At 47.6% G+C, this 12,352-nt stretch carries 12 protein-coding genes; 11 read left to right on the plus strand and 1 reads right to left on the minus strand.

Features of this window, described 5'->3' with window-relative positions; all coding sequences use genetic code 11:
* The first annotated feature begins 8 nt into the window (after nucleotides 1-8).
* From rnc to NO559_RS11070, 8 genes are all read left to right on the plus strand, one after another.
* On the plus strand, nucleotides 9-662 hold the full coding sequence (rnc, locus tag NO559_RS11035) for a ribonuclease III (RefSeq protein WP_258331958.1): 654 nt from the start codon (nucleotides 9-11) through the stop codon (nucleotides 660-662).
* A gap of 16 nt (nucleotides 663-678) precedes the next feature.
* On the plus strand, nucleotides 679-1,581 hold the full coding sequence (era, locus tag NO559_RS11040; protein WP_258331884.1) for a GTPase Era: 903 nt from the start codon (nucleotides 679-681) through the stop codon (nucleotides 1,579-1,581).
* Between the two features lie 12 nt (nucleotides 1,582-1,593).
* Nucleotides 1,594-2,295 carry a DNA repair protein RecO gene (gene recO, locus NO559_RS11045; protein WP_258331885.1) on the plus strand — a complete coding sequence of 234 codons (702 nt, stop codon included), beginning with the start codon at nucleotides 1,594-1,596 and terminating at the stop codon, nucleotides 2,293-2,295.
* 31 nt (nucleotides 2,296-2,326) lie between these two features.
* Entirely contained in the window at nucleotides 2,327-2,704 is a 378-nt protein-coding gene (gene acpS / locus NO559_RS11050) for a holo-ACP synthase (protein ID WP_258331886.1), read from the plus strand.
* Between the two features lie 56 nt (nucleotides 2,705-2,760).
* Entirely contained in the window at nucleotides 2,761-4,995 is a 2,235-nt protein-coding gene (gene relA / locus NO559_RS11055) for a GTP diphosphokinase (protein ID WP_258331887.1), read from the plus strand.
* Nucleotides 4,995-5,810, plus strand: a complete 816-nt coding sequence (gene mazG / locus NO559_RS11060; protein ID WP_258331888.1) for a nucleoside triphosphate pyrophosphohydrolase — start codon at nucleotides 4,995-4,997, stop codon at nucleotides 5,808-5,810. Before relA ends, mazG begins: the two co-directional genes overlap by 1 nt.
* A 236-nt stretch (nucleotides 5,811-6,046) precedes the next feature.
* Nucleotides 6,047-6,694, plus strand: a complete 648-nt coding sequence (gene adk, locus NO559_RS11065) for an adenylate kinase (RefSeq protein WP_258331889.1) — start codon at nucleotides 6,047-6,049, stop codon at nucleotides 6,692-6,694.
* Between the two features lie 486 nt (nucleotides 6,695-7,180).
* Entirely contained in the window at nucleotides 7,181-8,065 is an 885-nt protein-coding gene (locus tag NO559_RS11070; RefSeq protein WP_258331890.1) for a hypothetical protein, read from the plus strand.
* 34 nt (nucleotides 8,066-8,099) lie between these two features.
* Here the strand turns inward: NO559_RS11070 and mobA are convergent, their stop codons facing one another.
* Nucleotides 8,100-8,696, minus strand: coding sequence for a molybdenum cofactor guanylyltransferase MobA (mobA, locus tag NO559_RS11075; RefSeq protein ID WP_258331891.1), 597 nt, complete (start codon nucleotides 8,694-8,696; stop codon nucleotides 8,100-8,102).
* A 110-nt stretch (nucleotides 8,697-8,806) separates the two neighbouring features.
* Here mobA and NO559_RS11080 point away from each other — a divergent pair, with 110 nt between their 5' ends.
* From NO559_RS11080 to NO559_RS11090, 3 genes are read left to right on the plus strand one after another with little or no spacing between them, the layout of a single operon-like run.
* Entirely contained in the window at nucleotides 8,807-10,738 is a 1,932-nt protein-coding gene (locus NO559_RS11080; RefSeq protein WP_258331892.1) for an ATP-dependent DNA helicase, read from the plus strand.
* Nucleotides 10,735-11,436: a tRNA (adenosine(37)-N6)-threonylcarbamoyltransferase complex dimerization subunit type 1 TsaB gene (gene tsaB / locus NO559_RS11085; protein ID WP_258331894.1), complete on the plus strand. Its 702-nt coding sequence runs from the start codon at nucleotides 10,735-10,737 to the stop codon at nucleotides 11,434-11,436. The genes NO559_RS11080 and tsaB overlap by 4 nt, the downstream gene beginning before the upstream one ends.
* Before the next feature lie 51 nt (nucleotides 11,437-11,487).
* Entirely contained in the window at nucleotides 11,488-12,288 is an 801-nt protein-coding gene (locus tag NO559_RS11090; protein WP_258331895.1) for an undecaprenyl-diphosphate phosphatase, read from the plus strand.
* Nucleotides 12,289-12,352: the final 64 nt, after the last annotated feature.

The raw sequence follows: 12,352 nt of genomic DNA on the forward strand, positions 1-12,352 counted from the left end.
AGCGGTTAATGGCCAAACTGGGTTATGAGTTTAAAGATAGCCAGCTATTAGAACGTGCTCTTAGCCACCGTAGCGTAGGGGCAAAAAATAATGAGCGCCTAGAATTTTTAGGCGATTCCATTGTTAACTTTGTGATAGCAGAAAGTTTGTTTGAGCGTTTTCCCAAACTCAAAGAGGGCGAGCTTAGTCAAATGCGTGCGCAATTGGTTAAGGGCAAAACTCTGGCGGAAATTGCTAGGGAGTTTGAACTGGGTGGTTATTTAAAGCTGGGCCAAGGTGAGATGAAAAGCGGTGGTTTTCGTCGTGAATCTATACTTGCCGATACGGTAGAGGCCTTGATAGGTGCCATCTATTTAGATTCCGACATGTTGCAATGCCGCGAACGGGTATTGAGCTGGTATCACACGCGCTTAGAGGCTATAGCCTCTAAAAGCAGCCATAAAGATGCCAAAACCACCTTGCAAGAAATACTACAGGCGCAAAAAAAAGCCCTGCCCGTATATACCTTAATTGAGACCAGTGGCGAAGATCATCAGCAGCACTTTCAGGTGGCCTGTGAAATAGCCGGGCTACCCAATTGCATGGGTGAGGGTGGCAATAGGCGCAGTGCTGAACAAGCAGCCGCAGCGGCGGCGATAGAGTTAATTGAAAACAGCCAGTAAGGCTGTAGGAAAGATTATGAGTGAAACACGCTGTGGTTATGTAGCGATCGTAGGCCGCCCCAATGTGGGTAAGTCCACCTTGCTCAACCACATATTAGGGCAAAAAATCAGTATTACCTCGCGCAAGCCACAAACCACGCGTCACCGTGTGCTGGGTATCAAAACCGAAAACCAAGTGCAGTCCATTTTTGTGGATACTCCTGGCTTACACCAAAACGACGATTCCGAAAAAGCCATTAACCGCTATATGAACCGTGCCGCCAGCTCGGCGATTAAAGATGTGGATGTGGTGGTATTTGTAGTGGATAGAGGTAAATGGACAGCCGCTGATGATTGGGTGTTAGAGCAGGTCAAGCGAGCTCCTTGCCCCGTGATTTTAGCGGTCAACAAAGTTGATCAGATGGACGACAAGAGCAGCCTGTTACCCTTTATAGAGGCCGCCGAACAAAAAATGGACTTTGCTGATATCGTACCTGTTTCAGCCCTAAGAGATACCAACTTAGATCGCTTAGAGGCCTGCATTAACGAGCGTCTGCCCAAAGACGATTGGTTTTATGATGAAGACCAAATTACCGATAGAAGCTCGCGTTTTATGGCTGCCGAGTTAGTACGCGAAAAGATCATGCGTCAGCTAGGGGCCGAAGTACCCTATGAAATCACCGTAGAGATAGAAGAATTTAGCGACAGCGGCAAAAGCTTGCATATAGGCGCATTAATCCTAGTCGAGCGCGAAGGCCAAAAACGCATAGTGATAGGCGATAAGGGCAGCCGCTTAAAACTGATAGGTCAGGAGGCCAGGCTAGACATGGAGCAAATGTTTGAGCGCAAAGTTATGCTCAAACTGTGGGTGAAAGTAAAGTCAGGCTGGTCTGATGATGAAAGAGCCCTGCGCAGCTTGGGCTATAACGACTTCGACTAGCGTAACGTGACCATGCGTGTTGAACTGCAAGCCGCCTATGTTTTGCACACCAGAAGTTACCGTGATACTAGCTTGTTAGTCGAATTTTTTACGCCCCAACATGGCCGGATTAGCGCCGTTGCCAAGGGGGTAAGAGCCAGCAGCAAACTGGCTAAGCAAAAGCGCAGCTTATTGCAGGCCTTTAAACCCTTACTGATTAGCTGGGGGGGAAAAAGTGATTTAAAAAGCTTGTTTCATATAGAGGCGCTAGCCTCTAGCTACGCATTGCAAGGCGAACGCTTATTTAGCGCCATGTATATCAACGAGCTATTAAGCCGCTTACTGCATAGCGAAGAAGACAGCGAAGACATATTTTATTTATACCAGCAGCTATTAAGCCAATTAAACCAGCAAGAACCAGTAGATATTATCTTGCGCCGCTTTGAACTAAGCCTGCTGGAATGTTTAGGCTACGGTATAGAGTTACAGAGTATTGCCGATAGTGGTGAGCCTATTCATGCAGAGGGCCATTATCAATACTTCCCTGAGCAAGGGTTTAGGCCTTATCACGGCAGCCAGGCAGTGCTAAATAGTTTTAGTGGCGCCGATTTACTAGCCATAGCGGCACAAGATTTTCAGCCCGCCGCCAGAGCCGCCGCCAAAAGATTGTGTAGGCAGGTGCTGGGCTTTTATCTAGGAAGTAAACCACTTAAAAGCCGAGAGTTATTTTTATGATGGCGTATATAGCCCTTAACAGGTTAGCAGCATGATAGTGGGTATAGGCACTGATTTAGTAAAAATAGCGCGCATAGAGGCCAGCTATCAGCGCTTAGGCGATAAATTTGCCCAGCGCATATTAACCGCGCAGGAATTTAAACAGTTTCAAACCGCCGCCAAGCCCATGGCCTTATTAGCCAAACGCTTTGCAGTGAAAGAAGCTACCGGCAAAGCCTTAGGCACAGGCATAGGCCAAGGGGTAAGCTGGCAAGATATTTATATAGAGCACAGCCCGCAGGGGGCACCGATACTCTGTTTAGCCGGTAAGGCAGCGGAGTATGCCGCCAGCAAACAGGTTTGTGCGCAACATGTCAGCATCAGTGATGAAGACGATATAGCTACGGCCTTCGTTATATTAGAAAGCTAGTAAGCCTATAAAAAGCGACATAGATCCAAGCGACTCAAAAGGAATACCAGTTCATTATGGTAAAAGTACGCGAAGAATATCCGGTTAACACCGACGGCTCCATAGATGTAAGCCAGTGGCTGGATAGGCTGCCGGTAGATCCGGAAGTTGATAAAAAAGAATTACTGCGTGCCTGTAACTTTAGTCAGTTTATAGAGCAGCAACCCAGTACCGATTCGCCCAATTCCTGGGGCAAAGAGCACAGCCGTTTCCGCATAGGTATGGAAATGGTGGAGATACTGGCAGACCTACATCTAGATACAGAAACCCTGGTTGCGGCCATGATTTATCGCTTGGTGCGCGAACATCAGTTAGAGCTGGATGTCGTCAAAGAAAACTTTGGCGAGCGAGTAGCCACCCTAATTGAAGGGGTGATACGCATGGCCGCCATGAGCAAGGTTATTGCCGGTGATACCCCGGTACTAGGCCAGGCTAGCGCGCAAAAAGAAAACATACGCAAAATGCTGGTCGCCTTAGTCGACGACGTGAGGGTGGCACTTTTAAAGCTGGCCGAACGCACCTGCGCGATACGAGCGGTAAAAAACAATCCTACTCGCCGCTATTCCGTAGCCAGAGAAGTGTTTGATATCTACGCTCCCTTAGCCCATCGCTTAGGCATAGGCCACATTAAGTGGGAGCTAGAGGATTTATCCTTCCGCTATTTGCACGCCGCCTCCTATAAAAAAATCGCCAAATTGCTCGATGAAAAAAGGCTGGCTAGGCAGAGCTATATAGAAAACGTTAAAAGCTTGCTTACCGAGGTGTTGGCAAAAAACAATATCGAGGCCGAGCTTACTGGTCGCGCCAAGCATATCTATAGCATTTGGCGCAAAATGCAGCGTAAAGGTATAGGCTTTTCTCAGGTTTATGACATACGGGCCGTGAGAATATTGGTGCCTGAGCTAAAAGACTGCTATGCCGCATTGGGTTTAGTGCACGGCCTGTGGCGCAATATTGCCAACGAGTTTGACGACTATATAGCCAATCCCAAAGACAATGGTTATCGCTCCTTACACACAGCGGTAATAGGCCCAGAAGGTAAGGTTTTAGAAATACAAATACGTACCTTTGCCATGCACGAGGAGTCCGAGTATGGCGTTTGCGCCCATTGGCGTTATAAAGGCGCCGACAGGCACGGCGGCAGCAGCTATGAAGAAAAAATCGCGTGGCTGCGGCAGGTTTTAGATTGGCACGAAGAGATAGACGGCGGCACCGAAGAAATCACCAAACGCTTTTCTAATGCCCAAGATAGGATCTATGTATTTACGCCCGATGGTCATGTGGTGAACCTGGCGCAAGGCTCCACACCGCTAGATTTTGCTTACCACATACATACCGAAGTAGGGCATCGCTGCCGCGGCGCTAAAGTGAATGGCCGCATAGTGCCGTTAACCTACACCCTGGCTACCGGCGAGCAGGTAGAGATACTTACTGGTAAAGAAAACAATCCTAAGCGTGACTGGTTACAGCCCAGTCTGAACTATCTGCAATCTTCACGTGCGCGCAGCAAAGTGCAGGCTTGGTTTAGGTTACAAGCCAGAGAAGATAATGTCGCTGCTGGCAGAGCCCTAGTCGAAAAAGTTTTTAAACGTATGGCCTTAACCAGCCTGGATTATAAAACCGTAGCCACCTATTTTGGCTATCAAGTCGTTGAGGATATGTATGCGGCGGTAGGTGCGGGAGATATTAACACCGCACAAATCATTGCAGTCAGTGAGCGCTTTGATAAAGGCGTGCAAGCCACCGAACCCGATCTCGTTACCAAGCCCGTGCGCTTGGATGAGAGCAGTAACGACATAGTGGTGCAAGGGGTGGGTAATTTACTAACCCATTTTGCTAAATGTTGTAAGCCGGTACGTGGCGATATGATTATGGGTTATGTCACCCAAGGCAGAGGCGTGAGCATACATCAGCAAGATTGTGCCAAATTACTGCAGCTACAACACAATGAGCCCGAGCGCATTATAGAAGTGAACTGGGGTGATAATCACAAACAGCAAGGTTATCCGGTTGATTTAGAAGTGACTGCCTTTGATCGCCAAGGTTTATTGCGGGATGTAACCACCTTGCTGGCCAATGCCAAAGTCGATGTTATCGCCATGCAAACTACCACCAATAGAAAAGATCACACGGCCTTAATGACCTTAACGGTAGAAATGCACAGCCTGGCGGAGCTAGCTAATCTGCTTAGCAAGATTAATAACCTGCCTAATGTGTCTAATGCCTATAGGGTTAGGGAAGATAAAAAATAATGGCAGAACCGCGTTATACCCTAGGTGACTTGCAAACACTTATGCAGCGCTTGCGTGACCCCAAGGATGGTTGCCCTTGGGATAGAGCACAAAGCTTTGACAGCATCGTGCCCCACACCCTAGAAGAAGCTTATGAGCTGGTTGACGCCATAGCTCAAAAAGATATGCAGCATATAAAAGAAGAGCTGGGGGACGTGCTATTTCAAGTTATTTTTTACAGCCAGCTCGCCGAGGAGCAGCAAGCGTTTAGTCTTGATGAGGTCATTCACGACTTGACCGTCAAACTAATACGCCGCCACCCCCATGTATTCCCCAGTGGCGATTTGCACAGTCGCGCTGGCCAACAAAACACCCCAAGCCAGCAAGTAAAACAAAACTGGGAGGCGATTAAGCAACAAGAGCGCCAGCAAAAGCAGCAGCACGGCCTGTTGGCAGATGTGCCGCTAGCCTTGCCCGCGCTTAACCGAGCTAGCAAATTACAAAAGCGGGCAGCTAAAGTGGGCTTTGACTGGGACGACATCAACAAAGTAATAGAAAAGCTGCACGAAGAGCTGGCCGAATTGGAGCAGGCTCAACAGGTAGGTGATAGGGCAGAAATCGAGGCTGAGTTAGGCGACATCCTATTTTGCTGTGTCAACTTGGCAAGACATTTAGACGTTAGCCCAGAGTCAGCGTTACGCGCTACCAACCAAAAATTTGAGCGCCGCTTTGGCTATATAGAGCAGCAACTACAAGCCCGTGAGCAAAATATAGCGGACGCAGAATTGGCGGCTTTAGAAGCTTTGTGGCTGGAAGCCAAGCGCCATCTAGGCTAGCTACAGGGCTTACAATTAGCAAATAAGTTGTTGATTAGGCTTGTTTTTTTGCATTTTCTACACGCTATTAGGCAGGTTTGTTTAAAAAATGAGCGATTTGGCCTGCCAGGGCGATGAATACGCTTGAGCTTGGCTGGCTAGATGTGTAAGGTTGTGCGCCTTATTTGGTAGTAAATATATTATTCTGCGCTGTATGCAGGCTTTAAAGGTTTATTTATTTTTTAGGAGCAATCCCAATGCGAGCTATTTTGTTAGGTCCACCAGGTGCCGGTAAAGGTACACAAGCGCAGTTCATCTGTGAGAAGTTTGCGGTACCGCAAATATCTACCGGTGATATGTTGCGTGCAGCAGTAAAAGCAGAAACTGAAATGGGCTTGCAGGTAAAAGCAGTTATGGCCAGTGGCGGTTTGGTTTCTGACGATATTATTATCGGCATAATTAAAGAGCGTATTGCTCAAGCTGACTGTAAAAACGGCTTCTTATTTGATGGCTTTCCTCGCACTATTCCCCAGGCTGAAGCGCTACAAGAAGCTGGTGTGGCTATAGACCATGTTCTAGAAATCTCAGTAGCAGATGAAGAGATAATTTCACGTATGAGTGGCCGTCGTGTTCACGAAGCTTCGGGTCGTGTCTATCACGTTGTTTTTAATCCGCCAGCAAAAGAAGGTGTGGACGATGAAACGGGTGAACCACTGATCCAACGCGAAGACGATCACGAAGACACCGTTCGCAAGCGTTTAAATATCTATCACGAGCAAACCGCCCCTTTAGTTGCTTTTTATCAGGATAAAGCTGATGAAATAGGCTCAAAATACCATCGTGTAGAAGGTGTGGGCAGTGTTGAGGAAATACGTAATAAAGTCTTAGCTGCTCTAACTAGCTAAAACTCATAAGTGTTGTCTTTTTCGACACCTTTAAAAGCTTCTTAGGGAAAAGCTCCTTAGGGAGCTTTTTTATTGCCTGTTATAAATAGTCACAATGGTTAAATTAGTCTGCTTAGCATCGTGATACTACGACTTTGTTTAGCCGCAAAAGTCGACAGCCTTATGGGGCAATCAACTTTTGCCAGGCTAAAACCATAGCCAACTGCAGTTTATTTTTTAAATATTATAGCTGCCGGAAATTTTATCTTTTACAGCTAAATCAGATTAAAAATCCCCAATTCTCAATTTCAGCCCTGATTTTTTAAAAAAAAGGCGATTTTTTTAAAAAAATAGAGAAAAAAACCTCAAAAAACTTTAGAAATTTCATTTTTTAGGCTAAGTATTAAGTGGATTTTTTAAAACTGTGCATGCTTCTTATTTAATAAAACTAATCAACCCCTAAGAAGCTGTTGTAACGCACAAGGCCATTGTTGAGGAGAAGGTAAAATGCCTAAAGCTAAAGCGAAGAAAAAGCCTGCTGCGAAGAAACGCGTTGCAGCAAAAAAAGCACCAGCTAAAACTGTTGTCAGCCCTATGGTTGCGAAAGCACAAGAGGCTATAGATAAGCTGAATAAATCCATTGCTGCCGAGCAGAAAAGCCAGTCTGCTTTACAGAAGAAAGCGGCAGCTGCTAAGAAGAAGGCAGCCAAATCAGGTAAGGCTGCAGATAAAAACGCTGCTAAGCGTGCCAGGGCAGCTACGGCTAAAGCCGCTGCTAAAATCAAAGCTTTGCGCGATAAGTCGGCTGATGCCAAGCTTAGGCTGACTAAAGCCAAGTCAGACGCTAAGGCTAAAGCCGCGGCAGCAGCTGTAGAAGCTACCCTAGCTAGCCGTGCGGCAGCGGCAGCGGCAGCGGATAATGCGGCTCTAGCCAAAGCCGTTAAAGCCTTTGAAGCCAATTGGCTGAAGAAGCGTGCTGCAGCTAATAAGAAGAAGTTAGCCGCATTAGCTAAAAAGCTAAAAGCCAAGGCCGCCGCAGCAGCTAAGAAAGAAGCTGCTAAGGTAGCCACAGCGGAGCGTAAAGCCGCCGCTAAAGCTAAAGCCGCCGCTAAAAAGGCAGCAGCCAAAGCCAAAGCAGCGGAGCGCAAAGCTGCAGCCAAGGCCAAAGCCGCCGAGCGCAAGGCAGCAGCAAAAGCCAAGGCAGCAGCTAAAAAAGCCGCCGCTAAAGCGAAAAAGAAAGCTGCACCTAAGAAAAAGGCTGCCAAGAAAAAAGCAGCCCCTAAGAAAAAGGCCGCTGCTAAGAAAAAAGCAGCTCCCAAGAAAAAGGCCGTCGCTAAGAAAAAACCAGCCAAGAAAAAGGCTGCTAAGCGTAAAGCCGCTAAGAAAAAGTAATACTTAGCACTATCATAAACCCCAGTTAGCCTTGCTACTGGGGTTTTTTATTGCCTGTTGCTAGCCGCTCAGGACTATTAATATTAAGAAATTGACCTCGCAAATCCGACAAGTCTGCTGCTTGCGCCCTATGTTGTTGCTGCCAATCCCGTACTCGCCGATTTCCCTGTTGCAAATAACGATTTAAGTTAGTGGCTACCGAGGTTTTTAGCAGGCAAAATAGATATTGGTCCCGTTCTCCATCATTAACATAGCTAATGTCACCATCGCTACTAAGTAAGCTATGGGTCAATCTGGCGACTAAATCAGGGGGTAATATAGGACTGTCACAGGGGCAAATAAGGCAGTAGTCAGTTTTAATATGGGGCAGGCAGCTGGCTATACCGGCTAAGGGGCCTTGAAAGTCGGTAAGCTGATCGCGAATACAGGGGTAACCATACTGCTGATACTGTTCCAAGTTGCGATTACAGCTAATAACTATATCACTCACTTGCGGGCCTATTTGTGCAATGACATGACTAATCAGGGGCTGATCTTGCCACTGTACCAAGCCTTTATCACGGTATTGAAAACGGCGACCTTGGCCACCCGCTAAAATAATTGCACTAATATTATTGCGATCAATTTTCATTATTTTGCCGTAAACTGCTTGTTGATAAAATCTCCGTGCTTTAGTTTACACCTAAATAGCTAGGCGCCCTAAGTCATTAACCCTTGTTGTAACGGTAGTTCATCATAGCTGTGAAAAATTCTACAGATTATTCCTCGCTGCTAGGTGAGCATGGGCTGTTTGCTCAGCAGCTTAGTGATTTCGTTGATAGGCCCGGCCAGCTGCAAATGGCTGAACAGGTGGGCACGGCCATTAGCCAGCAACAAAACTGCGCGATAGAGGCACCATCGGGGCTAGGTAAAACCTGGGGCTATTTGATACCGGCGTTACTTAGCGGTAAAAAAACACTAATATCTACTGCAGGTCACTACCTACAAAAACAATTGTACTTACGCGATATTCCGCAAGTGCAGCAGTGTTTAGGCTTAAGTCGTTCAGTCGCTTTATTAAAAGGCCGCAGCAATTATTTATGCCCCTATTACCTAAAAAAACATATACAGGCTGCTGCTAAAAGTACAGCAGGGCAGATACGGCAAAGCCAACTTAGCCATATTTACCAGCAGCTACGTGAAACCGGCCAGGGTGATATCAGCGCTCTGGGGCTAGCTAGTGATTTGCGGCCTTATTTAACCTGCGCCGCTGAAGAGTGCTTGGCCCAGCGCTGCCCTGATTTTAAAGCCTGCCCTTTATATAGAGCCCGCAGCCGTGCTGAACATGCTGATGTGGTAATCGTTAACCACAGTTTATTGCTGAGTTATGAAAATACCTCTGGCAATGCCTTAATCGCCCAGGCTGACACGGTGGTGGTGGACGAGGCGCACCGTTTATTGGCCTTGGCGCAGCAATCGGCCGGGCACAGCCTAAGCAGCCGACAGTTGCGGCAATTTATTCGGCAGCTGCTAAATACTTGTCAGCGTTGCACCGCTGAAGATGCTACGATTTTGCGTTACCTCAGCCAATTACAGCAGTGGTTACAGGCGTTAACATTACCCCCGGCTATCCCGTATCAGCGCGAGGCCCACCTACATGTAGTACAGCAATTTATCCAAGTGTTTAAGCAGCTGCTCCCCTGGTTTAATATCGCCAAAGAGCGCGATCATCAATTAACTTTACTGGCGACGCAGGCGCAGTTGTTGTATCAAACCTTGCAGGCCATAGTCAGTGCTGAAGGGCTGTGCTGGGTGCAAAAGCAGGGCCGGGGCTTTGTACTGCAAAATACACCCGTGCATGTTTTAGATAAACTGAAAAAAACCATAGCGGCCTACCCACAGCACAGCTGGATACTCACTTCGGCAACTCTGTCTACCGGAACCGAACAGGCAGCGTTAGCAAGCGAAACCGTATTGCGGCGTACTGGCCTAACCCCACAGCAGTTTCACCGTTTAGCCAGCCCTTTTAATTATGCGCGGCAGGCACGTTTATATTTGCCCGCCATGCACAACAGCCCTGAACAAAAGGATTTTTACCAAGAGTTTAGTCAGCGCTTGGCTGAGTTTATAGCCCTATGTCCCGGTCGTGTATTAGTGTTGTTTAGCAGTTACCGGGCATTAAATAGTGTGGCTGAACAATTAGAGCTCGCTGAAAGGTCGCTGTTACAGCAGGCTAGACCCCAACAGGGAGGCGCTGATAATTACGCGCTACTAAAACAATTTATCGCCTTACCACAGGGCGTATTACTGGCCACTGGCGCTTTCTGGGAGGGGGTAGATTTATCGGGTGCGCCTTTATCGGCGGTGGTGATGGATAAACTGCCTTTTAGCTCGCCCACCGATCCTCTGAGTAAGTTGCGTAGCCATTATTTACAGCAGCACGGGGTGGATAGTTTTAATGAGTTTATGCTGCCCGAGGCGATTATTAAATTCCGTCAAGGTTGCGGCAGATTATTGCGGCGAGAAGGGGATAAGGGCGTTATAATGCTGGCCGACAACAGGCTGCATACTAAGCCCTACGGTCAGCGTTTTTTAGAGACTTTAGCCAGCCTGCCGCAGTGTCAAAGCTTAGATCAGCTTGCCGCGTTTTTTAATGAACCAACGCCTAAACAATCAGCACGAATGAATTTATGAAAATACTAGCCGTAGATAGCAGCACCGAGGCTTGCTCCGTTGCGCTACTCGATAGCCAATGCCGCGATGAAAGCGCTTTATTAGCGCTATATGAATTAGCACCTAGAGAACATAGCCAGCGATTACTGCCCATGGTTGATCAGTTATTGGCTGATGCGGGCATAACTATACAGCAGCTAGACGCTATAGCCTTTGGTAAAGGCCCCGGTTCGTTTACCGGTTTACGAATTTGCCTAGGCTTAGTGCAGGGCTTGGCCTTTGGTGCTGATGTGCCAGTAGTGCCGGTGTCGTCCTTGCAAGCCTTGGCGCAAACCGCCCTAGATTTGGGCGAGGTGGATGAGCAGCAGCCAGTGATAGCCAGTATTGATGCCCGTATGAGCGAGATTTATTGGTGTGCCTACCGCTGTGAACAAGGCCTAATGCAGCCGCTAATCGATGAGCAGCTCAGCGCCCCAGAAGCGTTTAAACAGCCGCAAGAGCTGCAGTCTTTTGCCGCCGTGGGTAGCGGCTGGCAATATAAAGAGCAAATGGCATATCAGGGCCTGCACTACTGCAATGATCAATTGCTACCTCGAGCGTCAGCGGTCGCTAAATTAGCCCTGCATTATTATCAGACTGGCCTATATTGCGCAGCCGATAAGGCTCAGCCCAGCTATATACGTGACCAAGTGGCTTGGAAAAAAATCTCTGAGCAATAAGCCTAAAGCCAATAAAAATAACCAAACAATAATACAGGGAGTCACTGAGTAGTGGACCAGTTACAGATTATTTTGCTCGCTATAGTGCAAGGCCTTACCGAGTTTTTGCCTATATCCAGTTCCGGTCATTTGCTACTGCCAAAAGAACTGCTGGGTTGGCCAGATCAGGGTCTAGCTTTTGATGTGGCTGTGCATGTGGGCTCATTAGCGGCGGTATTACTGTATTTTCGAAAAGACGTCATCAATTTATTACAAGCCTGGTTGGGCAATGTGGCCGGCAAGGCCGCCAGTGACGATAGCCGCTTAGCCTGGTGTGTAATAATTGCTACCTTGCCAGCGGGCCTAATAGGCTTGTTGGCCGATAGTTTTATAGAGCAACATTTACGTGGCATAGCCGTAGTTGCTAGCACCACAATACTTTTTGGCCTGCTCTTGGGTTGGGCAGACAAAACAGGTTCGCAAAGTAAAACCTTGCTTAGCATTAGCTGGCGGTTGGCTTTAATTATAGGTTTTGCCCAAGCGCTGGCCTTGATCCCCGGTACTTCGCGTTCAGGTATTACGATTACAGCTGCCTTATTACTAGGGTTTAGCCGCGAGTCCTCAGCGCGATTTTCATTTTTATTATCTATACCGTTGATTGTGGCGGCCGGTGGCTTAAAAACACTACAGTTAGCCAGCGCACCGAGCGCCGTGCCCTGGGGGGAGTTAATCACTGGTGCCGTGATTTCGGGTATTACTGCCTACCTGTGCATTTATTATTTTCTCAAACTGATAGACCGCATAGGTATGATGCCTTTTGTGTATTATCGGCTAGTGTTAGGCGTGGGGTTGCTAGCTATACTGTGGCTATAAGCTAGCAGGCTAGATTTACAGGGGCCGCAGGCTCAGCCTATAATACGGCCCAGATCGTTTTCTA

Source organism: Dasania sp. GY-MA-18, from assembly GCF_024734385.1.
GTDB lineage: Bacteria > Pseudomonadota > Gammaproteobacteria > Pseudomonadales > Dasaniaceae > Dasania > Dasania phycosphaerae.

Coding starts and splice junctions, on each gene's coding strand:
- adk (WP_258331889.1), top strand. CDS start 6,047: ATGCGAGCTATTTTGTTAGGTCCACCAGGTGCCGGTAAAGGTACACAA.
- tsaB (WP_258331894.1), top strand. CDS start 10,735: ATGAAAATACTAGCCGTAGATAGCAGCACCGAGGCTTGCTCCGTTGCG.
- relA (WP_258331887.1), top strand. CDS start 2,761: ATGGTAAAAGTACGCGAAGAATATCCGGTTAACACCGACGGCTCCATA.
- mazG (WP_258331888.1), top strand. CDS start 4,995: ATGGCAGAACCGCGTTATACCCTAGGTGACTTGCAAACACTTATGCAG.
- NO559_RS11070 (WP_258331890.1), top strand. CDS start 7,181: ATGCCTAAAGCTAAAGCGAAGAAAAAGCCTGCTGCGAAGAAACGCGTT.
- rnc (WP_258331958.1), top strand. CDS start 9: ATGGCCAAACTGGGTTATGAGTTTAAAGATAGCCAGCTATTAGAACGT.
- recO (WP_258331885.1), top strand. CDS start 1,594: ATGCGTGTTGAACTGCAAGCCGCCTATGTTTTGCACACCAGAAGTTAC.
- mobA (WP_258331891.1), bottom strand. CDS start 8,696: ATGAAAATTGATCGCAATAATATTAGTGCAATTATTTTAGCGGGTGGC.
- acpS (WP_258331886.1), top strand. CDS start 2,327: ATGATAGTGGGTATAGGCACTGATTTAGTAAAAATAGCGCGCATAGAG.
- era (WP_258331884.1), top strand. CDS start 679: ATGAGTGAAACACGCTGTGGTTATGTAGCGATCGTAGGCCGCCCCAAT.